19 protein-coding genes are annotated in these 26,211 nt (G+C 62.2%); 10 read left to right on the top strand and 9 right to left on the bottom strand.

The window, feature by feature from the left end:
• Nucleotides 1-44: 44 nt before the first annotated feature.
• On the bottom strand, nt 45-1,667 hold the full coding sequence (locus tag J7548_RS10460; RefSeq protein WP_290974227.1) for an alkaline phosphatase D family protein: 1,623 nt from the start codon (nt 1,665-1,667) through the stop codon (nt 45-47).
• A gap of 344 nt (nt 1,668-2,011) precedes the next feature.
• On the opposite strand from J7548_RS10460, the gene J7548_RS10455 reads away from it, so the two are divergent.
• The 3 genes from J7548_RS10455 to J7548_RS10445 all read left to right on the top strand — a co-directional run bounded on the left by J7548_RS10455 (nt 2,012) and on the right by J7548_RS10445 (nt 10,958).
• A complete protein-coding gene (locus J7548_RS10455; RefSeq protein WP_290974224.1) occupies nt 2,012-3,214 on the top strand; it encodes an ammonium transporter in 1,203 nt (400 codons plus the stop codon).
• A gap of 694 nt (nt 3,215-3,908) precedes the next feature.
• Nucleotides 3,909-5,636, top strand: a complete 1,728-nt coding sequence (locus tag J7548_RS10450; protein WP_290974221.1) for a ShlB/FhaC/HecB family hemolysin secretion/activation protein — start codon at nt 3,909-3,911, stop codon at nt 5,634-5,636.
• A 60-nt stretch (nt 5,637-5,696) separates the two neighbouring features.
• Nucleotides 5,697-10,958 (top strand): YDG domain-containing protein, encoded by a 5,262-nt coding sequence (locus tag J7548_RS10445; protein WP_290974218.1) that lies wholly within the window; start codon nt 5,697-5,699, stop codon nt 10,956-10,958.
• A gap of 105 nt (nt 10,959-11,063) precedes the next feature.
• On the opposite strand, the gene J7548_RS10440 is transcribed toward J7548_RS10445, so the two are convergent.
• The 8 genes from J7548_RS10440 to J7548_RS10405 form a co-directional block, all read right to left on the bottom strand.
• Nucleotides 11,064-12,530, bottom strand: a complete 1,467-nt coding sequence (locus tag J7548_RS10440; RefSeq protein WP_290974215.1) for a methylenetetrahydrofolate reductase C-terminal domain-containing protein — start codon at nt 12,528-12,530, stop codon at nt 11,064-11,066.
• A gap of 104 nt (nt 12,531-12,634) precedes the next feature.
• Entirely contained in the window at nt 12,635-13,144 is a 510-nt protein-coding gene (locus J7548_RS10435) for a flavin reductase family protein (RefSeq protein ID WP_290974212.1), read from the bottom strand.
• 118 nt (nt 13,145-13,262) lie between these two features.
• Nucleotides 13,263-14,291, bottom strand: coding sequence for a methionine synthase (locus J7548_RS10430; RefSeq protein WP_290974209.1), 1,029 nt, complete (start codon nt 14,289-14,291; stop codon nt 13,263-13,265).
• A gap of 27 nt (nt 14,292-14,318) precedes the next feature.
• Nucleotides 14,319-15,302: a DUF1852 domain-containing protein gene (locus J7548_RS10425; RefSeq protein WP_290974205.1), complete on the bottom strand. Its 984-nt coding sequence runs from the start codon at nt 15,300-15,302 to the stop codon at nt 14,319-14,321.
• Between the two features lie 567 nt (nt 15,303-15,869).
• Nucleotides 15,870-16,598: a YitT family protein gene (locus J7548_RS10420; RefSeq protein ID WP_290974202.1), complete on the bottom strand. Its 729-nt coding sequence runs from the start codon at nt 16,596-16,598 to the stop codon at nt 15,870-15,872.
• Between the two features lie 230 nt (nt 16,599-16,828).
• A complete protein-coding gene (locus J7548_RS10415) occupies nt 16,829-17,797 on the bottom strand; it encodes a DMT family transporter (RefSeq protein ID WP_290974199.1) in 969 nt (322 codons plus the stop codon).
• A 142-nt stretch (nt 17,798-17,939) separates the two neighbouring features.
• Nucleotides 17,940-18,308 (bottom strand): hypothetical protein, encoded by a 369-nt coding sequence (locus J7548_RS10410; protein WP_290974196.1) that lies wholly within the window; start codon nt 18,306-18,308, stop codon nt 17,940-17,942.
• 342 nt (nt 18,309-18,650) lie between these two features.
• Complete coding sequence (locus J7548_RS10405) at nt 18,651-19,535, bottom strand: NAD(P)H-binding protein (protein ID WP_290974193.1); 885 nt, start codon at nt 19,533-19,535, stop codon at nt 18,651-18,653.
• A gap of 178 nt (nt 19,536-19,713) precedes the next feature.
• Here J7548_RS10405 and J7548_RS10400 point away from each other — a divergent pair, with 178 nt between their 5' ends.
• The 7 genes from J7548_RS10400 (at nt 19,714) to J7548_RS10370 (ending at nt 26,172) form a co-directional block, all read left to right on the top strand.
• The gene (locus J7548_RS10400; RefSeq protein WP_290974190.1) at nt 19,714-20,586 is read left to right on the top strand and encodes an AraC family transcriptional regulator; all 873 of its coding nucleotides are present in this window, start codon (nt 19,714-19,716) and stop codon (nt 20,584-20,586) included.
• Nucleotides 20,587-20,728: 142 nt separating this feature from the next.
• Nucleotides 20,729-21,808 (top strand): ABC transporter substrate-binding protein, encoded by a 1,080-nt coding sequence (locus J7548_RS10395; RefSeq protein ID WP_290974188.1) that lies wholly within the window; start codon nt 20,729-20,731, stop codon nt 21,806-21,808.
• Between the two features lie 3 nt (nt 21,809-21,811).
• Nucleotides 21,812-22,654 carry an ABC transporter permease gene (locus tag J7548_RS10390; RefSeq protein WP_290974185.1) on the top strand — a complete coding sequence of 281 codons (843 nt, stop codon included), beginning with the start codon at nt 21,812-21,814 and terminating at the stop codon, nt 22,652-22,654.
• A gap of 9 nt (nt 22,655-22,663) precedes the next feature.
• Nucleotides 22,664-23,461 carry an ABC transporter permease gene (locus J7548_RS10385; protein ID WP_290974182.1) on the top strand — a complete coding sequence of 266 codons (798 nt, stop codon included), beginning with the start codon at nt 22,664-22,666 and terminating at the stop codon, nt 23,459-23,461.
• Between the two features lie 17 nt (nt 23,462-23,478).
• Entirely contained in the window at nt 23,479-24,318 is an 840-nt protein-coding gene (locus tag J7548_RS10380; RefSeq protein ID WP_290974179.1) for an ABC transporter ATP-binding protein, read from the top strand.
• Nucleotides 24,315-25,595 (top strand): sulfite dehydrogenase, encoded by a 1,281-nt coding sequence (gene soxC, locus J7548_RS10375; protein ID WP_290974176.1) that lies wholly within the window; start codon nt 24,315-24,317, stop codon nt 25,593-25,595. The genes J7548_RS10380 and soxC overlap by 4 nt, the downstream gene beginning before the upstream one ends.
• A complete protein-coding gene (locus J7548_RS10370; RefSeq protein WP_290974174.1) occupies nt 25,582-26,172 on the top strand; it encodes a cytochrome c in 591 nt (196 codons plus the stop codon). The genes soxC and J7548_RS10370 overlap by 14 nt, the downstream gene beginning before the upstream one ends.
• Nucleotides 26,173-26,211 lie beyond the last annotated feature (39 nt).

Genomic DNA, 26,211 nt, shown 5'->3' with positions numbered 1-26,211 from the left:
ACGCGCGGCCGTGTTGCAGGCCGCGCGCTTGGCGCACAAATCACTCAAGCCTCCGGCGGCAACTCCACCTTGTAGATTTCCTTGCCGTCGACGTTGTGCAGCGACACCGTCATCGCCTTCGTCTTCGCATCGATCTTGCCGATGCCGAAGAACTGCAACAGCTCGGCCGGCGAACGGTTCTGCTTCATGTCGGCCGGGATGCTGACGTAACGCACGTCCGGCCCGAAGGTGCGGTCGATCTCGCCGGGCCCGAAGGTGCCGGCATTGAGCGGCCCGCCGACGAATTCCCAGAACGGCTTGAACTCGGTGAACTGCGCGCGCTCCGGCGAGTAGTAGGTGGCCGAGGCATAGTGCACGTCGGCGGTGACCCATACCACGTTCTTGATGTCGTGCCGCTTGATGAAACGCAGCAGCTCGGCCACCTCCAGCTCGCGCCCCGACGGCTTGCCGTTGTCGCCGTTGGCCCAGGCTTCGAAGGTGCCCTTGGGCACGTCGGGATTGAGGTCGGGCACCACGATGGAAAGCGGCATGTCGCTGGCGATCACCTTCCAGGTCGAGCGCGAACGCAGCAGCGCCTGCTTGATCCAGCGCATCTGCTGCGGTCCGAGGAAATCGGCGTCGCGCCCGCCCTTCTGGCGATTGGGCGAATTGGCGCCGCGATAGCTGCGCTCGTCGAGCATGAACACTTCCAGCAGCGGCCCGTAATGGAAGGAACGGTAGATGCGGAAAGGATCGGCGGCATCGATGCGGAACGGGTTGTGTTCCAGCATCGCCTGGCGCGCCCGCGCCGCCAGCACATCCAGATGGCGCTCGCTGTAGCGCGTCTCTTCCTTGCCGATCACCTGGCCCGGATACCAGTTGTTGCGCACCTCATGGTCGTCCCACTGCACCAGGAACGGCACCTCGGCGCAGAAGCGGCGCTTGTTGGCGTCCAGCATGTTGTAGGCGAAGTTGCCGCGGTAGTCGTCCAGCGTCTGCGCCACCTTCGACTTGGCTTCGGTGACGACATTGCGCCACAGGCTGCCGTCATCCAGCTTCACCTCGGCCTGGATCGGCCCGTCGGCATAGATCTGGTCGCCCGAGTGGATGAAGAAATCCGGACGGAAGCGGCGCATGCTTTCATAGACGCGATAACCGCCCCAGGCCTCGTTGATGCCCCATCCCTGCCCGGCCTCGTCGCCGGAGAAGGCGAAGGTGATGTCATCGGCCTGCCCATTGTGCGCAGCGCCCGGCAGCATCAGGCTGCCGGTAACCGGCTCGCTCAGTGCCGATTCATGCGCCAGGTCCTGGAAGCGCACGCGGTAATGCAGGCGCCGGCCGACCGGCAAGCCGCGCAAATCGAGACGCGCGGTGTAGTCGTTATGCACCGTCGCCAGCGGGCCGGCGATACGCATGGCATTGCTGAAATTCTCGTGGGCGGAATACTCCACCAGCATACGCGCGGGGCGATCGGTGCGGCTCCATACCATGGCCGCATCGCGGGTAATGTCGCCGCTCATCACCCCGCCCGACAGCTGTGGGCGCAGGCGTTCCGAAGTGACGATGGCGGGCGCCTGGGCATGCGCGGGAAAAGCCGCGCTTCCTATCGCCGCGCCGGCGCCCAAAGTGGCGCTGTCGAGCAGGAAACGGCGGCGTTGCAGGTCGGTTCGGTCTTGCTGGTCTGGCATGGCAACTCCTCGTGGCAGGTGGCTTGAAGCCTGTTGAACACTGAGCGTTGCAATCTAGCAATCCAGTATGACCGTCCGATGAAACCCCGCCTGCCAACAGATTTTTCTCCGCCTTTCTGCGTGACTCCCCCTCCTTTTTCAAGATTCGCACCAAAACATCGCTTTACGCGTCAGCGCCGGGCCAATTTCGCACAAGCTTCGTGCAGAAAAAGAAACCCCAAAAGAAATAGGATAAAAATTTCCTTTCAGATCAGCTACTTAAAACGAAATCACCAAAATGGAACGATTTTTGCTTTAAAACGAGACTTTAATTCGTTTATTGCACAATCTTTGGGAGTTTTCAGGTGGACGATCACAAAAACGGCGCAGACGCGCTCTTCATCCTGCTGGGCGCCATCATGATCCTGGCCATGCATGCCGGGTTCGCGTTCCTCGAACTGGGCACCGTGCGCAAGAAAAACCAGGTCAATGCGCTGGTCAAGATCCTGGCCGACTTCGCCGTCTCGACCATCGTCTATTTCTTCATCGGCTACTACGTCGCCTATGGCGTCTCCTTTTTCGCCGGCGCCGAGACGCTGGCGCAGAAGAGCGGCTTCGAACTGGTCAAGTTCTTCTTCCTGCTGACCTTCGCCGCCGCCATCCCCGCCATCATCTCGGGCGGCATCGCCGAGCGCTCCAAGTTCAATCCGCAACTGGCGGCCACCGCCGTGCTGGTCGGCCTGGTCTACCCGTTCTTCGAAGGCATCGCCTGGAACGGCCACCTGGGCGTGCAAGCCTGGCTGGCAGCCACCTTCGGCGCCGAATTCCACGACTTCGCCGGCTCCATCGTGGTCCACGCCGTCGGCGGCTGGATCGCGCTGCCGGCGGTGCTGCTGCTGGGCGCGCGCCGCGGCCGCTATAGCAAGGAAGGCGCGGTCGCCGCCCACCCGCCCTCGAACATCCCGTTCCTGGCGCTGGGCGCCTGGATCCTGACGGTCGGCTGGTTCGGCTTCAACGTGATGAGCGCGCAGACGCTGGACAAGATGAACGGCCTGGTCGCCATGAACTCGCTCATGGCCATGGCCGGCGGCACGCTGGTGGCGCTACTGATGGGCAAGAACGACCCCGGCTTCGCCTACAACGGCCCGCTGGCCGGTCTGGTCGCCGTCTGCGCCGGCTCCGACCTGATGCACCCGCTGGGCGCGCTGGCCACCGGCGGCATCGCCGGCGCCATCTTCGTGTGGATGTTTACCCGCACCCAGAACAAATGGAAGATCGACGACGTGCTGGGCGTATGGCCGCTGCACGGCCTGTGCGGCCTGTGGGGCGGACTGGCCGCCGGCATCTTCGGCCTGCAGGCGCTGGGCGGCCGCGGCGGCGTGTCCTTCATGTCGCAGCTGCTGGGCAGCTTGATGGGCATCGCCATCGCCGCGATCGGCGGCTGGATCGTGTATGGCGCGCTCAAAGCCGCCGTCGGGATTCGCCTCGATCCGGAGCAGGAGTTCGAAGGGGCCGACCTGGCCATTCACAAGATCTCGTCGACGGCGGAGCGGGAAACCAGTTGGTAAGGGCGATGATAAATAAAATCTGCCTGCCCCCTTGCTACTGCGTTGAGAACACAATCGCAAAAGGATGAGCGCCAATGCCAAGGCCACCTCTTACGGTGGCCTTTTTCAATATCAGCGCGCGTTTATAGCGGATGTCCTCGCCGGACAGAAACGGTCACTCCAATGTTGAAGGGTTTAACCATGTAATTGGAAACAAGGTGACGACATTCTCAAATTCGATTTCTCAGTAAGAGATGCTCGCAAAGTTGCCACCTCAAAATCCTTATCACATATGGGATTTCCAGTTGGCAGAAGAATAGTGCCATAGTGCCCCATCCATCTTACCAATGGACCTATGCTGCCCGAGCTCCTGCGACCGTACCCGCCATTGGATCTCTCACCTATCGGAATGCAAACGGCTGATACAACTCGTATGCATTTGGGGGGGCAATCATCTCAAAGACACCACTGCGAAATTAATGACAGACCCGAGCCGAAACCAATACAATATGCCGCCGTAAGAGGCCGTCTTTTTCCTATCAATCCTCCCAGGATATGCTGATGGTGCAGGCCTCAAAGAAATTGTTCGCACTCAAATAAGGGAGCTTAGTTGGCAGCCAGATAAGGATCGCCATTCGCCTGTGTTGCGGCGATTTTCCCGTAGGCGGTGCTTACGGTGTCGAATACTCTGGCATAGGCTTTATTGAGGAGCGTAATGATTCAAGGGCGTCGCAAGTGTCTGTTCACTGTTTCAAGTTCAGTGATGTTGACGGCTACGCTGTTCGCTTCGCCAGAAACACTTGCCCAGCAGCCGCCGGCACTGATCCCCCCCAACATCGAGCAACAAGGCATCCCGCAGATCAGGCGCGATGAAATCACGCCGCGCGGCGCGGACCAACCCAAAGCGGCCGGCATGCCAACAATGGCCGAGCAAAACTTGATCTCGCCGATTGCACGCATCGACGTGCGCTCGCCCCTGCTGGCGCCGGAGATCGAAGCGCTGCTGCATTCCTTCATCGGCAAGCGTCGCATCTCCGGGGAAGAGCTCGCAACGGCGCGCGGGGAAATTTGGAACATGCTGCGGCACCGCGGCCGCATGACGCGCATCGAATTAAATGCGGAATCCATCAGCGAGACGGCAGGAGGTAGCGTACTGCACGCCGATGTCCATGACGTTTCCGTCCGCCGGATCTTCGTCGAGCCGGAGCCGGGCAGTGCCCCCGACCAGGCGACACTGAATACCATTCTCGCCGACGCCGGATCGGACATTGCCGAAGGTGGCCTGCTGGATACGGAAAAAATCGAGAACCGCATCCGACGCCGGATCTATCTCAAAGATGTCGACCTCCGCGCTGTCCTGGTGCCTGTCGGTATCGACCTGGTCGACGTGAAAATCATCGTTGCCGCCAAGCCTGGCATGCCGATCGGCCTGGTGGCGCAAGCCGATAATTACGGAGGAAGGACCTACGGGCGCAATCGCTACACCCTCGGCATTTCCCTTCCCGACCGTATCGTCCCCGGCGACCAGTTCGATGCCATGACGATCAACAGCGCGAACATGAACTATGGGCGACTGAGCTATGAAATACCGGTCGTTCCGCTGGGCGCACGCCTGGATGTGTCGGGCGCGATCATGGACTATCGTGCGCCTTCCGGCGAACAGGGGCGCACCACCATGCTGGGAGCGGGCTTGTCCTATCCATTGCATATGGGCGACCGCTCGCAATGGATAGGCCAATTACATTATCAACGCCGGCAGCAAACCGACCGGCTGGAATCGTTTGGCAACATCGCCGACAAGTCGACCGATAGCGTCAGGGGGGCGTTGGGCTTGCGCTACTACCCCAGTCCGGCCCAAGTGGTTTACTTCGATCCTGCCGTGACCGTAGGCCGCCTCGATCTTTCCGGCCTGCCGTCCGCGCTGGAGCAGGATCAGCTCACCGCGCGCACCAACGGCACCTTCGCAAAGCTTGAATGGGAAGCCGGCTGGAACATGCTGTTCGGCCCCGGCGGGAAATTCGACGCTCGCATCAACGCAATGGGGCAATGGGCGAACAAAAACCTCGACCAAAGCGAGAAATTTGCGCTCGGCGGTCCACGAAGGATCAGAGCTTATGGATCGTCGGAAGGCTTGGGAGATGAGGGTTTTATCTTCAATACGGAACTGGGTTATCGTCCAAGCCAATGGCTGCGGACCTTTTCCTTCTACAGCATCGGCCGCATCCGCCGGTACGTTTCCCCTTGGGCGGCCGACTCCATTCCGAACCGCTATACGCTGCAAGGCGCAGGAGTCGGGCTTTCCGTGACATACGGACAAATGGTAGGCTCGCTGGCATACTCCCGTCAGATCGGCAGTAACCCAGGGCTCTCTTCCAACGGCCTGGATTCAGACGGCACGAGCGACCGTCACCGCTTATGGTTCACATTGACCTTTCGACAATAGCCATCAAAACGTTTGAAGAACAATGGCACCGGCAGGCGGAACTCCCGGGCACTTGAAAACATGCAGAAAAATCAACGTTCGATACACCCGGCAAAGCACGGCCTCTTCGATAGCGCAGCGGCGCCCATCTTCCAGCGCCGTGCCCTGGCGGTCGCCATCGCGACCGCGCTGAACGCATCGAACGGATATGCCGCCCCGCCGGGAAACGCGCTACCGCAAGGCGGCGTCGTTGCCGCAGGCAATGTGCAGATCGGGACGCCATCCGGCAATCAGCTCAACATCACCCAGACCAGCCAGCAAGCCGTCGTCAACTGGAACAGCTTCGACATCGGTTCGCAGGCCGCAGTCCGCATCACCCAGCCCAACGCGAATGCGAGCATGCTCAATCGCGTTCTGTCGACCGACCCGACGCAGATTTTCGGCCAGCTCAGCGCCAACGGGCGCATCTATATCGTCAACCCCAGCGGCATCGTTTTCGGCGCGGGCTCGCGCGTGGATGCGGGAGCGCTGGTTGCCTCCACGCTCAATATCAGCGATGTCGACTTCATGGCCGGCAACTATCGCTTCGTGCGCAACGGCGCAACCGGCGCCGTCATTAACAACGGCACGCTGAAGACCGCGCCCGGCGGTTATGTCGCATTGCTTGGCGCCACCGTCGCCAACACCGGCACCATCGAGGCCGATGGCGGCAAGGTCGTTCTCGCCGCGGGAGACAGCGTCCGACTGCCGGTATCGGATAGCGGCCTCATCACGTTCGAAGTCGATCCTGCTACGGTGAATGCGGCCATCAGCAACAGCCCCGACGGCGTGATTGCGGCCCAGAACGGACAAGTCTATCTGTCGGCCGCCGCCGCCAGCGGCCTCACAGCCAGCATACTGAACCAGGGACAAATCACGGCCACTCGCGGCGGCTCCGTCACCCTCAGCACCACCCAGGCCGACGGCCTCGGCGAAACGCTCCACCAAGGCGTGATCGACGTCTCCAACGACACGGGAACGGGCGGCACGGTACGCTTGCTGGGAGACCGGGTCGGCCTGCTGGCAGGCGGCAAAGTCCTGGCCACCGGCAAGGACGGCGGCGGCACGGTACTCGTCGGCGGCAACTACCGCGGCCAGGGGCCGGAACGAAATGCCAATGCGGTCTATATGGACAGCAACGCAGCCATCGACGCCTCGGCCACCGGCAACGGGAATGGCGGCAAGGTAGTGCTGTGGTCGCAGGATTACACGGGCTTCTACGGCAAGATCGCAGCACGCGGCGGCGCGCTGGGCGGCAACGGCGGCTTTGTGGAGACATCCAGCCGCAACAATCTGCAGGCGGCAGGTTCAGTCGACGCGGCGGCCTTCCGGGGCTACGCGGGCACGTGGCTGCTCGATCCGCTCAATGTGACGATCGGTACCGTGACTGGCAGCGGCACATGGAGTGGCAGCGTTTTCACCCCGACCGCTAGCGGCGCCACGATCAGCGCGACGGACATACAGAATGCGCTCAACGCCGGCATGGCGGTATCGGTGACCACTGGCGCCAGCGGAGCGGAGGCCGGCAATATTACCGTGTCATCGGCAATCAGCAAGACTGCCGGAGCGGGAACCTCATTGACGCTTGATGCCGCAGGGTCGATCGTGGTCAATGCCGGCATCAGTTCAACGGCCGGCACACTCGACACCACGCTCAACGCGAATGGCGGCTCCATCAGCGGCACGGGGGCGATCAACACCAACGGCGGCCTGCTGACGCTGAACGCCGGCTCCGGCAGCGGCTCGCTGTCGGGCGCGATCTCCGGCGCCGGCGGGCTGACCAAGACGGGGACGGGCACCGTCCAGCTCACCGGCGCCAATACCTATACAGGCGCCACGACAGTGAGCGCCGGCACGCTGTCGGTAGGCAACGGCGGAACCGTAGGTTCGATCTCCGGCAGTTCCGCGATTGCCATCGCCAGCGGCGCCACGATGATGTGGGATAACGCCAACACCACTTCAACACGAACGATCGCTAACAGCATCAGTGGTGCCGGTACCCTTTTGCTCAAGGGATACAACAGTGCCTCGGCGCTTCAAAACGGCGACTATGACCTGACCGGCAACAATAGCAGCTTGACCGGCACGATTCGGCTCGACCGCGCCAGACTTTGGAATACCACACAGCAATCGGAACTCGGCTCGGCCACGATCGACGTGGGCGCGAATTCGACTGTCAGCTTCAATGGCGGCACGTTCTCCAACAATATCATCATTGAGAATCAGGCGGGCTGGCACCACAATGTGAGCAATAGCGACGTTGTGCTCGGCGCCATCCGGGTAGAAGGCAACAATACGCTTTCCGGCAATATCCAGTTGAACAACACCACCGGGATTGTTCTCGGCGACAATAGCGGCGCCAATAGTGTCATTGGAAGCTACAACGGCGGCACCGACACCTTGACGGGGGTCATTTCGGGGGCCGGCGATTTTTCCATGAGTCGCTACACCAGCACGACTACCGGTTTTGCGACGTTGACCAACATTATCCTGGCCGGCAGCCAATCCAACACCTACACCGGAAAAACCGTGGTTGATGGTCAAGGCATCAATGCGGTACTGACCTTGGCCAAGACCGGCGGGGCCATTGCGATTCCGGGGGGAAGCACGGTTCAAATGGGCAGCCAGACTGGCGGCCAAGCCAGCCTGCGCATGGGCGGCGACAACCAGTTCGGCGCCAATGTCTTGATGAACTTCGTCAATACCAGTAGTCAGTGGATGCGCTTTGACCTGCTGGGAACTCAGCAGAGCCTGCTGGGCGTCATTAGCGGAACCACCTCCACTCTAATCAACGGGGTGGTTCAAAACGGCGGCAGCAATACTGGCACAACCGCCAACGGGACACTGACCCTGACCGGGAACGGCGATTACGTTTTCAATGGCCGTTTCCGAGACGCCGACAACGGCGGTGGCACGGGGCGGCTCAACCTGATCAAGACGGGTAGCGGCCGCCAGACGCTGGTGGACAGCGTCAATTACACCGGCACGACCACCGTCAATGCCGGGACCCTCAGTATCTACAACGCGCCCGGCTTCAACTCGGCCACGACCGTCAACGGCGGCGCGACGCTCGAATTGGCAGGAAACAGCAACATCGATCATCTGGCCGGTTTCTCGCTCACCCTCAACGACGGGGCGACGCTGAACAAGAGCAACACCGGTTACGACACCTTCAACAGTTCCAACGTTACCGTCAACGGCACGGCAGCCATCAATGTCGCTAGTAGCGGCGCCAACAACCAGTTGTTCATCGGCAGCGGCACGACCGGCTTGCAGGGATCGGGCACGATCAACCTGACCAACACCGGCGGCGCGGCCTCGGGCCTGACGCTGCGCAACGGCCAGGGCAATTTCTCCGGCACGATGAACGTCAGTGGCGGCCAGCTCAATATCACCACGGGCGCGAGCCTGGCGTTACAGAACACGGCTCTGAGCCTGTCGAACAACGCAAACTTCAACCTTAACGCCGCCGCCGGATCGGTCATGTCACTCAATGGCGACGCTACCGCCACCGCGACGCTCGGTGGACAGGTCCTGACCATCGGCACCAACAACGGTTCCGGCAATTTCGCCGGCGTCATCAGCGGCTCGGGAGGGCAACTGGCCAAAACCGGCACCGGCACGCAGATTCTGACCGGGAACAACACCTATACCGGCACCACCACGGTCAGTGGCGGCACCTTGCAAGTCGGCAATGGCGGCAGCTCGGGTACGCTGGGTACTGGGGCTGTGACCAACAACGCCAACTTGGTCTTCACGCGGTCTGATTCCTATACCACCCCCAACACGATCACCGGCACCGGCACGATGACGGCGACCGCCGGGGGCAACCTCACCATCGGCGGCAGTATTACCCAGGCCGGCCGTATCACGCTCACTGCCGGTTCTGGCCAGGCGGTTTCGCCCGGTTCCGTAGCCAACGGCAGCGTTACCGGCGGCGACGTGGTTCTCAACAACAATGTCAGTTCAACCGGCGACACCGTCGCCATCTACTCTGGCAACGCCACGACTGCGGCATACAACGCCAAAGTCGCGGGCAGTGCAAGCTCGCTCAACAAGGCTTACGCAACCGCGCCTGGGGCGGGCACGGTAGATACGACGAAGAAGCTCAATGTGTTCTACCGCGTTACTCCCACGGCGACCATCAATCTCGTTGCCAACGATAAAGTCTATGACGCCACCACTACCGCTGCTATCAACACTGCGGCGTCGACGGTGACGGGTATTGATGGCGACATTCTTCGGATCGCCGGCACACCGTCAGGAAGCTTTGGTGACAAGAACGTGGGCACCGGAAAGACGGTTACCGCCAACGGCCTGGGCGTGGAAAGCGCAACTGCTGGTATCACGGTCAGCGGTTACCAGCCTGCCACGGCCACGACCACCGCCGACATTACGCCTGCATCGCTGACGCTGACCGCATCGACCGACAACCGCGTCTATGACGCCACCACCGGTTCAGCCGCAACCCCGACGATTACCGGCCTGCTCGGCAGCGATACGGTCAGCGGCTTGAGTCAATCCTTTGCCGATAAAAATGCAGGCACGGGAAAAACGCTGCAAATCAATAACGGTTACCTCGTCAACGACGGCAATGGCGGCGCCAACTACATCGTCACTACAGCTTCCGACACTCGCGGCGTCATCACGCCAGCCGCACTGACGCTGACGGCAGGGAGCAACAGCAAAGTGTACGACGGGACACTCTCCGCCGCGGCAACACCGACCGCGACGGGCCTGCAGGGCAGCGACACCGTGACGGGATTGAGCGAGTCCTATATCGATCCCAATGTGGGCGCCGGCAAGACCTTGTCGGTCAATAGCGGTTACCAGGTCAATGACGGCAATGGCGGCAATAACTACAACGTCACCCTGGTTTCCAACCACACGGGCGAAATCACTCGCACGGCGCCGGACTTGCCCCGCTCTGTCACGACGACACAACAGCCTCTTCCATTTTCCCGTGCCATAACGACGGTGCAACAGAATCTCCCGCACAGCATCCTGTCGGCGGATGTCGGCGTTGCGGTCGGCACGGATGGACGGACGTCCCAGGACGTTATCGAATTCGGCGATGTCCGCTTCCTGCTTCCAGATATCATGGCGATCACATCTGTGGCCGCGCCTGCAGGTTATATGCTCCCAGCCGATTCGAGTTATGACCCAAAGGCAGCGCGCCTCAACTTCAAGGAATGGAAAGACGTCCCCCAGTATCTGATGGGCATCGGTCTCGATCGCGACCATACGCCGCGCCGTCTCCGCATCCGCGTCAAGGCATGGGAGAAAAGTGCGGATTCACAATAACTGAAATTCTGCTATTGCTCGGTGCTTGGCGGATCTTTCGTAAAGCTGCTTAGAAAAATCCGCAATCGGCCAGAAGGCGACATCTCATTGATCAGCCGCCCTTCCTCATAATTCGATCCGGTGCTCCGGCGTCGGATCTTCCGACGAGAACCATCCAGGCCAGGAGCTGCGGTGCCTGTCATCCGTCTCGATGCCGGGAATCAAGGTTCGCGCCAGCACAGGCAACTGATCAGCGGATTTGGCTATCCGGTATTTGACGCTGTGCACGCACTCCCGGTCGCCAAATTCGCAACGATTAAGGTAGGTACCGCCACAAGGGCCGTTCGCCAGGCCTTTGGGGCATGTTTCCGGGCATACGTAGAGGGTGTCCTGCAAGCGGCAGCGACCGCAGGTATCGCAGCCGAGCAGCGGCCGTTTGATCGCCCGCTCGACGGCATGCAGCGCATTCGCAGCGACGCCGTCCCTCCAGAGCGGCCGCGTCATGCTCCAGCCAAAGGCGTTGCTGATCCATCCCGTGCGACTGAAGAACCGGCCATGTACCTTGGAGAGCAACGTGTATCGCAGGCGCTCCCGGCGAGTGGCGGCAACGCTGGATTGTCCCATTTTCCAGGCGCCGGTTCCGGGGGTGAAGCAGACCCTGGGCGCATCGGGCATCTGCCAGCTTGCCTGCCATCGCTCGATCCAGGCGGTCAATGAGACCGCGCTTTCCCGCTGCTTGCCGATCTCTTGCTCCAACGAGAGCAGTTCGTCCGGCGTATGCACGCCGCACACATGAACGCCGGCATAGCCCATCAATTGCAAGCCCACGATTTGCAGCGCCAGGCGCTCAAGGCTGCGTGCCCAGGCATAGGCGGACGATACCTGCTGCTCCCGGACCAATAATCCGCGCATGGATTCGGTGATAACGATGCCGGGCACGTCCTGCAGCGCGACCGCGCGTTTTTCGGTCAGCAGCATCACGCAGGCCAGCATGGGTTTCGCACATGCCTGAGCGCGCATCCAGGCCTGGGCTTCCATATGCTTGGCGGCATCGAAGCCAAGTTGCAGGGTAAGGAAATCGGCGCCGGCTAAGAGCTTTTTCTGCGCCTTCAGATACTGGGCGCCGCCCTCTTCTTCGCGATATTTGAATGGGTTCAACGCGGCCCCCAGCAGCCAGTCCGGGCAATACGCGCGAGCGAGCTGAAGCGCCGGCACCGACTCAAGATAGCGCACTGGCGCCTGGCCGGGATGGTGGCCTGGCAAGCGGTCGCCGCTGAGGAGCAACAATTGGCTCAGGCCGCGCTCCTTCATCGACGCCATCTGGCGCAGCAAGTCTGCGCGCTCGCGGTCCTTGCCTGAAAAGTGGAGCAAGGCCGAGGCCGGATCGCCCAATGCCTCGGCGCCTGCCAAGGGACTCCGGTCCGAGCGCGGGCCGACCCGGTCGGAAAAGGCAGGCAGCAAAGGCCAGCCGGCCAAATGCCCGCGCCGCACGATTTGCCCAAGCGCGGCCAGGTGTGAAGCAGACGGTTGAGGAACGGCCTCTAGCACGCAGACGAAACGCCCTTCGTTCAGCGCCTGTTTCAATACGCTCAAGACAGTTCGACTCCTTGTAGATCGGAGGATGTCGCCATCGCAGCAGAACGGCGACCGCGTCGATGGCTGGCGCGCCGAACCGATGAGGACAGCGGCAGTAAAGCTCAAGCCACGCTATGCGCGGCGATATTGCGATATTGCCCTTTGAAATACAGCAGCGGCTGCGCGGCAACCGCTTCCTGCAGGTTCAGGGCTTTCACTTCACCAATCACGATGACGTGATCACCCGCGGCATGCTCGGCATACATCTCGCAATCAAGCCAATGCAGGCTGCCGGCGATGATCGGATTGCCCAGCGGCGACGCCTGCCATTCGATCCCATGCCACTTGTCCGTCCCTCGCCGGGCGAACTGGTTGGAAATCCGGATCTGCTCTTCTGACAGGATATTGACGGCGAACCGCCCTGCCTGGCGAATCTTGGGATAGCTGGCCGAACCGGACATGACGCTGAAGGACACCAGCGGCGGGTTCATCGACACGCTATAGAACGACTGGCAAGTGAAGCCGATCGGCTCGTCATCGACGAGGGACGTGATCACGGTGATACCGGATGCGTAATGCCCCAGCGCTTCGCGGAAGCGCAATGGCGCGATGGCAGTACTGGAAATGGACATGGCAGGCACTCAATACAGGTACGGGTCGGCAGTGTTAAGGAAGGCCTGAAGCAGCCCGAACGGCTCCGGGCATGTGGCCGTCACGACGTTTTCGCAACGGCCATGTCCCATGCCGGCATTACTTCGCGAGTTCTTGACGGACGATTTCCGCGCCGGCGCTCAGGGCATTCAGCTTGCCTCTCGCCACGCTGCGCGCCAAGGGAGCCATGCCGCAGTTGGTGCACGGATAGAGCTTGTCGGCATCGACGAACTGCAGCGCCTTGCGCAGGGTATTGGCGACTTCCTCGGGCGTTTCAATGGTGTTGCTTGCCACATCGATGGCACCGACCATCACTTTCTTTCCCCGGATGAGTTCGATCAGATCCATCGGGACATGAGAGTTGTGGCACTCCAGCGAGACGATATCGATGCCGGATTTCTGCAGCTTGGGGAATGCCTCTTCGTACTGGCGCCACTCCGATCCCAGCGTCTTCTTCCAGTCGGTGTTGGCCTTGATGCCGTAGCCGTAACAGATGTGGACGGCGGTCTCGCACTTCAGTCCTTCAATGGCCTTCTCCAGGGTTGCGACGCCCCAGTCGTTCACCTCGTCAAAGAACACGTTGAAGGCGGGCTCATCGAACTGGATGATGTCGACGCCGGCGGCTTCCAGCTCCCTGGCTTCCTGGTTGAGGATCTTGGCGAATTCCCAGGCCAGTTTTTCGCGGCTCTTGTAATGGGCGTCATACAGCGTGTCGATCATGGTCATGGGGCCTGGCAGCGCCCATTTGATGGGTTGCTTGGTCTGTCGGCGGAGGAACTTGGCATCCTCGACGAAGACCGGCTTCTGGCGGGACACGGCGCCTACCACTGTCGGCACGCTCGCATCGTAGCGGTCGCGGATCCTGACGGTCTCGCGCTTCTCGAAATCGACGCCGTCCAGGTGCTCGATGAAGGTGGTCACGAAATGCTGGCGCGTCTGTTCGCCATCGCTGACGATATCGATGCCTGCGTGCTGCTGCTCCTGCAACGCCAAGCGCAAGGCATCCTGCTTGCCGTCGCGCAGTTCTTCATCCTGCAACTTCCAGGGCGACCAGAGTTTCTCGGGTTCCGCGAGCCAGGAAGGTTTGGGCAGGCTGCCGGCAGTCGAAGTGGGTAACAGTTTTTTCACAATAGATGACCTGGTGTGTTGGATGAATCAGTGAGAGAAATTGGCGGACCATTGCGCGAGAACGCCCTGGTAAGGCTTGATGAAGTGCTCCTCGACGAACCTGCCCTGCTCGACGGCCAGCCGGCTGCGCTCTTCCCGGTCATAGACGATCCGGGTCAATGAATAGTCCTGGTGCTTCAGGCTGGGTTGATAGGATTTTCCCGCCGCGGAATTGGCGTTGTAGATCTCGGGCCGATAGATCTTCTGGAAGGTATCCATCGTGCTGATGGTGCTGATCAGCTCGAGGTTCGTGTAATCGCCGAGCAAATCGCCGGAGAAGTAGAAAGCCAGCGGCGCGGCGCTATTGGGCGGCATGAAATAGCGCACCTTCAAGCCCATTTTCCTGAAGTATTCATCGGTCAGGGAATACTCGTCCTGCACGTACTCCACACCCAGGACCGGATGCTGGTTTTCAGTGCGCTGATAGGTCTTGCTGCTCGATACGCTCAGGCAGATGACGGGGGGCTTGTTGAAATGCGCCTTGTACGTATCCGAATTCACGAAGGACTTGAACAGCTTTCCGTGCAGGTCGCCGAAATCCTCCGGTGCGCTGAATACCGGCTGGTTCTTGTTCCGCTCCAGCAGGACAACGCTGAAGTCGTAATCGCGCACATAGGAAGAGAAGTTGTTCCCCACGATGCCCGGGATGCGTTCGTTGGTGTGGCGATCAATGATCGTCGTCTTCAGGATCTCGATCAGAGGGAGGGCGCCGCCGGCGCTTTCGCCATCGACATTCATCTCGACCGAGATGATTTCCAGCTGGACGTTGTAACGATCACCTGTGGGATTGTCCCAATGCGCCAGGGCATTGAAACGGTTGTCGATCATCCGGAAGGTGTTGCGCAGGTTTTCCTGGCGGCTCTCCCCCCTGGCCAGATTGGCGAAGTTGGTGGTGATGCGCGTATTCTCCGAAGGACGATAGTCCTCATCGAAACAAATGCTCTTGATGGCAAATGTGAATTCTTTACTCATGATGATCCGCTACCCTAATTTCTGAGATCAAGCCTGCGTCCGCTGATTGCTCTTGCTTTTCCAGTACGTCCAAATTTTCTTTTTTGGTTTTTTGGATTGGCAGTCTTGACATTGACGATATTTGAGACGAATTCTATGTCGAGCAATCTATGAATAAAAGTGAATTGATCTCATAAAACCATTACATTGGCTCATGCATTACGCACTGAGGCCGCGCGGCCAAGCGGCAAGCCTGATGCGAAGCAGCCATCGGGCGAGCTTGGCGAACGCCTTATCCAATAGACGGGTTCGCCAGCTTCGGATCGGGGCTGGCGGCAGAGTGTGGGGCTGGAGGGTATGCGTAAAAAAGACGGTCTCTGCTGCGGAGACAAGGCATGGAGGATGGCTTGGCCGAAAGCCCGTTCAATCTTGTGTTGAATCGCGGCGGATAAGGGAGGCAGGTCGGTTTCGCACCGCTTCAGATGCGACACCGGGGCGCCCGAGGTATGCGGCGAGTAAAGATGGCATTCCATGCCGATGCGCGACGCGCCCCGCTCACACGGCCATCACGGACATCGCTCATAAAAACTAAGCCCGATAGCGCCCCGGCTTATGCCACACGATCAGCATCCCGTTCATGGCGACGGTGCCCAGGATGGACCAGAGCACCTTGGCCGCCGGCAGCGATGCCGCCGCCAGCGCAAACAAGACCAGGTCGAAAAACAATTGGCTGATGCCGGCGTTGATCCGATAGCGGCGCTGGATCCACAGGACCACGGCGCCGGTGCCGCCCATCGACGCATTGTGGCGCGCCAGGCACAGGATCCCCATGCCCAGGAAGGTGCCGCCGGCGATGGAAGCGAAGCCGCTTCCGATGCTCGATACGTCCAGCCAATGGCCAATGCCGGCGACCGCGGCGCCGATGGCGATGCTGACGACGATGCTCTTGGAGGCGAAAAAACGGCCCATCGCGAAGAAGCTGAACACGATGAACGGGATATTGATCAATGGCACCAGCGGCGCCGGCGCGAGGCCGGTGAGCAAGGATGTCAGCAAGGCCATGCCGGCAATGCCGCCGGTGATCAGCCCGCCCTTGGCCAGCAGGGAAATGCCCATCGCGGAGAACAGGACGCCCAGGTAAAGGCCATACAGGTCATCCCAGGCATTGTGGGGGACAATCTGGGATTGGCCGGCTGTCGGGTCGGGAATTTCGGGAGGATTTGCTGCAGTGCGACGCGACAGGCCCAGCCCATCCAGGGCGGTGCGCAACATATCCGGGTGGTCGCCCGCAACGCGGCGACGAGTGAAGAAATACATGGTTTCCCTTGAAGGTAATCTGGGGAATAGGCCGGCGGCTTGGGGCGTTTGCTTGTGGCTTGGCGACAGCCGCGGCGGTTCGATTTGCTGCAAGTATACATTTTTTGCGCCTACCCGTCCCGCAGCGCAACAAAAAAGGGAATGTGAATGACACATTCCCCTCTTTCCATTCTTGCATCATCCCTCTCAGGACAAGCCGGCATCTCCAACAGGAAGATGCGGCCGATAGGTCAGGCCCGATGGCGTCCCGGCATTTGCGCCGCGGCACGCCGTTTCGAAGCGAGATAAATGCTCGGCAGCACCAGGGCCGCGCCGGCGGCATGGTACCAATGCGGCGCTTCGCCCAGAACGGCCCAGGCCGCCAGGATCGCATAGACCGGGCCGAGATAAAGCAGCAGCGCGGTACGCGTGGCGCCCAGCTGGCTCAGTATGAAGGTGTAGGCCAGGTACGCCATCAGGCCCGGCACCAGTCCGGCGATAAATATCAGCAGGCAGGCATGGGGCGTCACCCACGACCCGGTCGCGGTGACGCTCTCGAAGAGAGTGAACGGCAGCAGGATTGCCAGGCCCGCCAGGGTGCTGCCGAACAGGCGCTGCACCGGCGTCAGGCTGGTTTTCCACCATTGCTGCAGCAGGGTGAAGCCGATCCAGGCCAGGGTCGCCACCACAACCCAGAGATCCCCTGCCGCGAAGCGGATACCCAGCAGCACATCCGGATTTCCTTTCGATATGATGAACAACAATCCGGCCAGGGCGAACACCATCCCCAGCCGCTGGCGCAACGTGAGCCGTTCCTTGAGCAAATAGCTTCCGGCCAGGGTGATGCCAACCGGCGCGGCCGAGTAAATCAGCGCGATATTGGTCGCGGAAGTGGTCTGCGCGGCAATATAAGGGAACGAACTGCAGATCCAGGTGCCCAGCGCGCCAAAGACAAGCAGTTGTTTCCACTCGCGCGGGATGCGTTCAACGGCCGCCTTGCGGTCGCGCCATACCAGCGGCAGCATCAGCGCCAGCGCGACGAACCAGCGTCCGAACGCCAGCGTGTTGGGCGGCACGACGCCGACGGCCGTGCGCGCGATGATGTAGTTGGAAGACCAGATGGCCGGCGTCACCCATAACAGGATCTCGGCCAGCCTGGTTGGAGTGAAATTGAGCGGCTGCGACGGCGCGACGCCATGTCCCATGTTGAACGCTTCCATTGGTGTGGGTTCGGATGCGTTTCATTCTGCAGGAGACGGCCGGCGCGATGGGTGAAAATTATGCGCCGCTGGATGAATCATGGCGCATGCCAGTCGGTCGCTTGCGGCGACCGACTGGCATGCGCTACGGCTTGAAATGGAGTCAAACGATCTTGCAGGGGATCACGGCGTCTTCGTTGAATCCGTAGACTGCGCACAAGCGATGGTAGCCGTCCGCGACGATGACTTTCACGCCGGCTTGCCGCACCAGCAGCAAAGGCGAAAGCTTGGTGCCGGCGAGCACTTTCTTCCGGTCTTTATCGACATGCGAATTGCTTTCGCCCAGCAGCGCGAGCCCGGAGGCGCGCAGAATGTCCTTGGCCTTGAAACTCGATACCGGAGCCTTCCGGAGCTGTTCGGCATAGCTGGCGGCTTTGGCGTCGTCATACAGCAGGTTCAGGTAGGATTGGGCGGCAGGGTAATCGTGGTCTTCCGGCTCGGCCATCCATTGGATAACAAGCTTGTCAGTCATTGCGGTTTTCCTTGGGCTTGATCGCTGCCCGGCAATTCTGCTTCATGCCCGGGCAAAGTCCTATCATCCTCCATTTCGGCAACGGCAGGGGCGGCCCGGACGTGAATCTTCGCTATTTCCACGCCCGCCCTTTCAGAACCCCGCGAAATCATCGTTGCTATCGGGGATCGCGCTCAACAACTGCTGCAACTGGACACAACCCAGCCGCCGGGCGACGCCTGCCAGGGACAAGTACAACGCCAGCGCCAGGCATTCATTGCCTGCGCCAGGGCCGGATTCCTCACCTTGCCGCGCCATGCGCATTGCTTGACAGTATTGCATCCGATGCTCCTTTGATATGCCCTAGCGCGCGCCAGCCGCGGAGACCAGCGCCGCCAGGACTTCATCCAACCCGGTCGTGCCGAAACGCCGTTCAGTGCCCGGCTGCGCATCGATGCGGCCGTCGTTTTGCGCATCGTTGGTCTCGATGATGAGATCGGCCAGCTTGCGGCTCATCCCCGAGCGCAACAGCACCGCCGGCCAATCGTCGCGCGGCACGGCGTACGCGCCGATATCGCGGCCGCATACCTCGCCAAGCATCCGTGTGACGTCATTGACGTCGTAACGCTGAGGCCCTTCGACGCTGACCACACGCACGCCCTTGCCGTCATGCCCTTCGAGCAGCAACTGCGCGGCCGCCGTACCGACATCAGGCGCCGAGACGGTAGGGAATTTTTTGTCGAGCGGGTAATGAAGCGTCGGCAGATGCCCCGATGCCATTGCCACAGGCAAGACGCGCCCCCAGTTCTGCATATGCTCGGCCGAGCGCAGCAAGGTCAGGCGCGGCACAGCCTCCTTGAAGCGCGCCTCCAGCTCGCGGTAAAGCAGCGTGATGCCGGTGCCGGCGTCGAGTTCGGCGCCATAGTCCGACACGGCCAGCACATGCGCTTGCGGGCAGGAACGCAAGGCGCGCGCGGCGTTGCCGATCATCCGGAGCATCGCCGCCGCGGGATCGTCCGCGCGATGCGCTACCGGGCACAGCATCTGCACCGCCTGCGCGCCATCGAGCGCACGCCGCACGGAAGCCTCGTCGTCGAGATCGGCCAGCGCGATCTGGCATCCCATGCGCGCCAGCGTTTCGCCCTGCGCCGGACTGCGCACCACGGCGCGCACCGCATGCCCGGCAGCGCGCAATGCCTGCGCGGCCGAATGGCCGACGTTGCCCGCTGCGCCAAAGATGACGTACATGATGAACCTCCCGCTGTTGTGAACACTGAGCTTACGCAGCGCCGCGCCTGAAAACGCGCATAAAAGGAGGATGCGCAGCAGATTCGGATGACGATCTCCGCCACGCCGGCCCGCGGCTGGCACAGCCGGGCAAAAATGCCGCAGAATAGGCATCCGCCCTACTGCGAAGGAGCAAGCAATGCATGCCGTCCATCCCGCCTTGGCGCCGCATTCCGGCCAGCGTGAAAGCCTGTTGTCGAGCGCCACGCTCGGCTGGTCCGGTTTCGGCGCGGAAATGTTCGGCATCGCCGCCGGCCGGCATCGCATTCCCGGCATGAAGCATCATCGCGTGGGCGTGCATGTCGGCAGGCCCGTCAACGCCATTTGCCGTTGCGACGGCATGCGCTCGTCGCGCATCCAGGCCCCCGGCGACGTCGATGTGATCCCGGCCGGCCTGGATGGCGAATGGTCGGACGATGCCAACTGCACCATCCTCAGCATCTGGTTCGCGGACGACTTCGTGCGCACGACCTACGACCAGCTTGGACTGAACGCCAGCGATGGGCAGATCCGCGCGCAATTGCAATGGCGCGATGCGCGCTTCCAGCACCTGGTGTGGGCATTGCGCGCCGAATTGGAAGCTGAAGACGCTTCCGACCCGCTCTACGCCGAAAGCCTGTGCACGGCGATGGTGGTGCGCCTGGCCGGCGCCGAGGCGGCGCACGGCCGCAAGCGGCGCACGCTGTCGGCGCGCACGGCGGCGCGCGTGCTCGACTATATCGAGGCGCACCTCGACGAACGCCTGTCGCTGGCCGAACTGGCCGCGCTGGCCGAATTGAGCGTGCCGCACTTCAAGGTGCTGTTCCGCGAAACGGTGGGTATTCCCGTGCACCAGCATGTGGTGCAGCGTCGCGTGGAACGGGCCCGGCTCCTGCTGGCGCAAGGCAAGCTCAATGTGAACCAGGTGGCGCTGGAAGTAGGCTTTGCGCACCAAAGCCATCTCGCTGCATGGATGAAGCGGGTACTGGGCGTGACGCCGCGCGAGATCTTGCGAGACCACGCGCGGCATTGAAATGCCGCGCCCAATGCCGGCAAACGCTTCCGCATAAGAACATACGAATTCCTTCGTTCCGGCCCGATTCCGCCTTTCCTATACTGGCCTGCCGATATGCCATCCAGCATGTCGGCAACCATGGAACAGGAAAGGATTGGCCATGCAGCCGGATCGCAGAGACTTGCTGAAACACCTCGCGCTGGGCAGTGCCGCACTCTTGACGCTACCCCTGCACGCGGCAAGCGCGCGCCCGGCCGTGATCCGCATCGGCGTGGCGCAGCAGGGCATCGGCAATCCTCCCGCCTTTTCCGGCAGCTCGGCTGCGGTCGCCAACGCCAAGGGCTGGCTGGAAGACGAATTCAAGGCCGACGGCATCAAGGTCGAATGGCTTTTCTTCAAGGGCGCGGGACCGGCGGTCAATGAAGCCCTGACCAACCAGCAGCTCGACTTCGCCTTCCAGGGCGACCTGCCCGCCATCGTGGCCCGCGCGGCCGGCCTGAAGACCAAACTGGTGCTGGCCACCGGCGTACGCTCCAATATCTACCTGGCGGTGCCGCCCGATTCGCCGATCCAGTCGGTCAAGGACCTGCGCGGCAAGCGCGTGGCGATCTTCAAGGGCACCAATGCCCAATTGCCGATCAACCGCGTGCTCGAAGCCAATGGCCTGCAGGAGCGCGACCTGCGCTCGATCAACCTGGACCAGGCCACCACGCTGGCGGCCCTGAGCACCAAGGATATCGATGCCGCGTTCGGCAACATCAACCTGCTGCGCCTGCGCGACAAGAATGCCGCGCGCATCGTGTACAGCAGCAAGGGCGGATCGCCGATCTTCACCACCCAGTCGCATGTGCTGGTGACCGAGCAGTTCGCGCAACAGTATCCCGACATTACCGCGCGCGCGGTCAAGACCTTCGTCAAGGCTGCCAAGTGGGCCTCGGACGAGGTCAACCGCGAAGAAGTCCTGCGCCTGTGGGCGCGCGCCGGCACACCGTACGAACACTGGCGCGAGGATTACGACGGCCAGCCGCTGCGGGTGCGCATCAATCCGAACTTCGATCCTTTCCTGCTGGCGCGCTACAAGGACTCGGTCGAGCAGGCTTACCGGCTCAAGCTCAGCCGCGCCCGCTTCGATGTCGACCAGTGGGTCGACCAGAGCTATCTCCGGACCGCGCTCAAGGAGCTGAACCTGGAAAACTACTGGCCGGTCTTCCAGCCCAACGGCAAGATCCTGGGGACCTGAGCCATGAGCGCGCAACCCGCCGCCTTGGCCGTCCCCGCGCCAACGCTGGAGCTTCCCTCGCAACGCAGCGCCTATGCCGCCTTCTTCGGCAGGTCGGCGTCCTTCTGGCTGGCCCTGCCGTTCCCGCTGGGCCTGCTGTTGCTATGGTGGGTCGCCGCGCAACAGGGCTGGGTGGCGCCGCAGGTCTTGCCGTCGCCGCAGTCGGTGCTGGCCACCTTCATCGACCTGCTGCAGTCGGGCGAGTTATTCGACAACCTCAAGATCAGCTTCCTGCGCGTCCTGCTCGGTTTCGGCGTGGGCGTGGCCGGCGGCCTCCTGCTGGGGGTGGCGATGGGCTTGTCGCCGCTGTTCAAGGACTATACCTATCCCTTCTTCAAGGCCTTCAGCCAGGTGCCGGTACTGGGCTGGCTGCCGTTGCTGATGCTGCTGGTGGGCATCGATGAAGCGCTCAAGATCATCCTGATCGCCAAGGCGGCGCTGGTGCCGATCGCGGTCAATACCTACAAGGGCATCGAGAACGTGCCGGCGCGCTACGTCGAAGTGGCGCGCGTGCTGCGCTTTTCGCGCTGGCAGCTGCTGTGGCGGGTGGTCTTCCCCGCCGCCTTGCCACCGATCTGGAACGGCGTGCGCTACGGCTTCACCCATGCCTGGCTGGCGCTGGTGGTGGTGGAATTGCTGGCCTCGTCGGAAGGGCTGGGCTACATGATCGTATTCGGCCGCCAATTGTTCCAGCTCGACGTGGTGATTGCCGCCGTGGCGGTAGTCGGCGTGGTGGGCTACCTGGGCGACCAGGTGCTGGCCCGTATCGAAATGATTTTGCTCGGCTGGCGCCGCAGCGGATTTTGAGGAGCTGCCATGGACCAGGCATCGCGTACTGACCGCCATCCGGTTCCCAAGGCCTTGCGCGGCTGGGTGCTGCCGCTGGCGCTGGTAGCGTTGTGGTGGCTGGCGGCGCACAACCATTGGTCGAGCTCGCCGCTGCTGGTGCCGCCCGGCAAAGTCTGGGACACCGCCGTACAGCAATTCCTGAGCGGCGACCTGGCGCGCGCCTTGTACGCCAGCCTGCGGCGTGACCTGATCGGCCTGGCCATCGGCGTGAGTGCCGGCCTCATCTTCGGCATCGCCTTCGGCCTGTCGCGCCTGTTCGAACGCATGATCGGCCCCACCTTCCACACCCTCAAGCAGATTTCCCTGTTCGCGTGGATTCCCTTGCTGTCGGTCTGGTTCGGCCTGGGCGATGCAGCCAAGGTCGCGTTCCTGTCATTGGCGGCGTTCTTCCCGGTCGTGCTCAATACCTTCGAAGGCATCCGCAGCGTGCCCGGCGAGTTGATCGAAGCAGCGCGCGTGCTCAAGTTCACGCGCTTGCAATGGCTCACCAAGCTGGTCTTGCCGGCAGCGGCGCCCTCCATCCTGGCCGGCATCCACCTGGCGCTGGTCTATGCCTGGCTGGCGACGCTGGGCGCCGAATACCTGCTGGTGTCGGGACAAGGCATCGGCAACACCATGATCGATGGCCGCGAACTCTTCCTGATGGATCTGGTGATCTTCGGCGTGATCGTGGTCGGTTTCGTCGGCTTTGCATTGAATTGGCTGGCGGCGCGCGCGGAACAGCGCCTGCTGGCCTGGCGCGGCCGTTCGGTGGCGCGGTTCTGAAATTCCAAGGAGCACATATGGCCCTGGCCGGTACGCTGGAAATCCAGCATTTGAGCAAATCGTACGCCGTCAAGGAAAAGGAGCTGGCCGTGCTGGAGGATGTCTCGCTGAGCATCGCGCCCGGCGAATTCGTCAGCATCGTCGGCGCCAGCGGCTGCGGAAAATCGACCTTGCTGCGCCTGATCGTCGGCCTAGAAGACCAATACCAGGGGCAAGTCCTGCTCGATGGCGTGCGCATCGTCGGCACCAGCCTGCGCCGCGGCATCGTGTTCCAGGAACACCGGTTGTTTCCCTGGCTCACGGTGGAAGGCAATATCGAACTGGGCTTGCTCAATGCGCAGCAGACACCCGCGCAAAAACGCGCAGCCGTGCGCGAGCATATCGCACTGGTGGGCCTGCAAGGCTTCGAGAAATCCTATCCGCATCAATTGTCCGGCGGCATGGCGCAACGCGTGGCGATCGCCCGCGCGCTGGTCAACAAACCGGAAATCCTCCTGCTGGACGAGCCCTTCGGCGCATTGGACGCCATGACCCGCGCCTACCTGCAACAAGAGCTGCATCGCATCTGGCAAGCCGAGGGCATCACCATGATCCTGGTGACGCACGATGTGGAAGAAGCGGTCTACCTGGGCGACAAGGTCGTGGTGATGGAACCGCGCCCGGGCCGCATCCGCCGCATCGTGCCGGTGGAGCTGGCCCATCCGAGGGAGCGCGCGAACAACGGCTTTGCGGCGGTCAAGCAGCGCGTGCTCGATGAGTTCTCGCATGACAGCGCCAGCCTGGCCGAAGCGCCGCTCAAGCCGGAATTGCCGTCGGCATCGCCCGTCGCGCCGGCGCTCTGGCAGTTCGCGGTATGAGCAAGGCATCCGCACCCGGCAGCCGCCGGCGCTTCTTGCGCGCCGGCGGCAGTGCGCTGGCCGGTGCGGCGCTGGCGCCGGCAATCGCCGCTGCGCAAAACAAAACAGAAACGCCTTTGGCCGGACAGGCCCAGCCGCTGGAAGTGGCGCCGTGGAGCAAGACGCCGGGCGAGCCGGTGTTGTGGCAACCCTATGGACAGCCTTCTTCGTTCGAGAAAAACGTGGTGCGCCGTTCGCGCGCCGCCGCACCGTTCGCCGGCGCCAATTCCTCGATGACGCCGCTGCAGGACTTGCACGGCATCATCACGCCGACCGGCCTTGTCTTCGAGCGCCATCATTCCGGCATCCCCCTGATCGATCCGGAGCGGCACCGCCTGGCGGTGCATGGCCTGGTGGCGCGGCCGACCTTGTTCAGCATGGACGACCTGGTGCGGCTGCCTTCCGTATCGCGCATCCATTTCCTCGAATGTTCAGGCAATACCGGCCGCGAATGGAAAGGGCCGGGTACGGCATCGCTGCAGTTCAGCCACGGCTTGCTGTCTTGCTGCGAATGGACCGGCGTGCCGCTGTCGGTGGTGCTCGACGAAGTCGGGATCGACCCGCAAGGCGCGTGGATCCTGGCCGAGGGCGCCGACGCCGCCGGCATGACGCGCAGCATCCCCGTCAGCAAGGCGCTCGACGATGCGCTACTGGTGTACGCGCAAAACGGCGAACGCTTGCGGCCCGAGCATGGCTATCCCTTGCGCCTGTTCCTGCCGGGTTTCGAAGGCAACATGAGCGTCAAATGGCTGCGCCGCCTGAAAGTCGGGCGCGAACCGTTCATGTCGCGTGAGGAAACCTCCAAATACACCGATTCGCTGCCGGACGGCACCGCGCGCCAATTCACCTTCCTGATGGAAACCAAGTCGGTCATCACCTTCCCGGCGCCGGATCACCGGCTGCGCCAACCCGGCTTCTATGAAATATCGGGCCTGGCCTGGACCGGCCGGGGCCGCATCAAGCGCGTCGACGTGTCCACCGATGGCGGACGCAACTGGAGCGCCGCGGCGCTGCAGGAGCCGGTGCTGGATCGCGCCCTGACGCGCTTTCGCCTGCCCTGGCGCTGGGATGGCGCGCCAGCCGTGCTGCAAAGCCGCGCCGTCGACGAAGGCGGCTACGTCCAGCCGACCGGCCGGCAACTGGTCGCCGCGCGCGGCCTGGAGTCCGGCTATCACTTCAATGCGATCCAGAGCTGGAAGGTGGCCGCCGATGGCGTCATTACCAATGTCCAGGTTTAAGCGCGCGCTGGGCCGCTTGCTGCTGGCACTGCTGGCCGGCGTCGCAGCCGGTGCCGCCGGCGCCCAGACCTACGGCATCGGACATCCGGTGAGCGAGCGCGAACTGGCGCCCTGGAACATCGACGTCGATGCCCGCGGCGCCGGCCTGCCGCCCGGCAGCGGCAGCGTGGCCCGCGGCCGCGCCGTGTATGCGCAAACCTGCGCCGCATGCCATGGCGAACGCGGCCAGGGCACGCCGGCCGATGCGCTGGTCGGCGGCAAGGGAAGCCTGGCTTCGGCGACGCCGCTCAAAACCATCGGCAGCTTCTGGCCCTATGCCACCACGGTGTTCGATTTCATCAACCGCGCCATGCCCTACAACGCTCCCAAGAGCCTGAGCGCGAATGACGTGTATGCGGTCACCGCCTACCTGCTGCACCTCAACGGCATCGTCGGCGCCGACGCCGTGCTCGATGCCGGCAACCTGGCGGCGGTACGCATGCCCAACCGGGACGGTTTCGTCAGCGACAGCCGTCCCGATACCGCCAATACCGCCTGCCGCCGTCAATGCAACGGCGGCGCGGCGGCCAGCCGCTGACGTAGTTTTTCGCGTATTTCTTCGCATTGACCGAAGCCA

This window comes from Herbaspirillum sp. (assembly GCF_017744395.1).
In the GTDB taxonomy this organism is placed as follows: Bacteria; Pseudomonadota; Gammaproteobacteria; order Burkholderiales; family Burkholderiaceae_D; genus Herbaspirillum.
Note: the sequence above shows the minus strand (reverse complement) of the source record. Positions and strands in the feature narration are given on the sequence as shown.

What these genes read in the sequence shown, in the direction of transcription:
- J7548_RS10460 (WP_290974227.1), bottom strand. Translation starts at nt 1,667, where the DNA reads ATGCCAGACCAGCAAGACCGAACCGACCTGCAACGCCGCCGTTTCCTG.
- J7548_RS10450 (WP_290974221.1), top strand. Translation starts at nt 3,909, where the DNA reads ATGATTCAAGGGCGTCGCAAGTGTCTGTTCACTGTTTCAAGTTCAGTG.
- J7548_RS10445 (WP_290974218.1), top strand. Translation starts at nt 5,697, where the DNA reads ATGCAGAAAAATCAACGTTCGATACACCCGGCAAAGCACGGCCTCTTC.
- J7548_RS10435 (WP_290974212.1), bottom strand. Translation starts at nt 13,144, where the DNA reads ATGTCCATTTCCAGTACTGCCATCGCGCCATTGCGCTTCCGCGAAGCG.
- J7548_RS10425 (WP_290974205.1), bottom strand. Translation starts at nt 15,302, where the DNA reads ATGAGTAAAGAATTCACATTTGCCATCAAGAGCATTTGTTTCGATGAG.
- J7548_RS10420 (WP_290974202.1), bottom strand. Translation starts at nt 16,598, where the DNA reads ATGTATTTCTTCACTCGTCGCCGCGTTGCGGGCGACCACCCGGATATG.
- J7548_RS10415 (WP_290974199.1), bottom strand. Translation starts at nt 17,797, where the DNA reads ATGGAAGCGTTCAACATGGGACATGGCGTCGCGCCGTCGCAGCCGCTC.
- J7548_RS10410 (WP_290974196.1), bottom strand. Translation starts at nt 18,308, where the DNA reads ATGACTGACAAGCTTGTTATCCAATGGATGGCCGAGCCGGAAGACCAC.
- J7548_RS10405 (WP_290974193.1), bottom strand. Translation starts at nt 19,535, where the DNA reads ATGTACGTCATCTTTGGCGCAGCGGGCAACGTCGGCCATTCGGCCGCG.
- J7548_RS10400 (WP_290974190.1), top strand. Translation starts at nt 19,714, where the DNA reads ATGCATGCCGTCCATCCCGCCTTGGCGCCGCATTCCGGCCAGCGTGAA.
- J7548_RS10395 (WP_290974188.1), top strand. Translation starts at nt 20,729, where the DNA reads ATGCAGCCGGATCGCAGAGACTTGCTGAAACACCTCGCGCTGGGCAGT.
- J7548_RS10390 (WP_290974185.1), top strand. Translation starts at nt 21,812, where the DNA reads ATGAGCGCGCAACCCGCCGCCTTGGCCGTCCCCGCGCCAACGCTGGAG.
- J7548_RS10385 (WP_290974182.1), top strand. Translation starts at nt 22,664, where the DNA reads ATGGACCAGGCATCGCGTACTGACCGCCATCCGGTTCCCAAGGCCTTG.
- J7548_RS10380 (WP_290974179.1), top strand. Translation starts at nt 23,479, where the DNA reads ATGGCCCTGGCCGGTACGCTGGAAATCCAGCATTTGAGCAAATCGTAC.
- soxC (WP_290974176.1), top strand. Translation starts at nt 24,315, where the DNA reads ATGAGCAAGGCATCCGCACCCGGCAGCCGCCGGCGCTTCTTGCGCGCC.
- J7548_RS10370 (WP_290974174.1), top strand. Translation starts at nt 25,582, where the DNA reads ATGTCCAGGTTTAAGCGCGCGCTGGGCCGCTTGCTGCTGGCACTGCTG.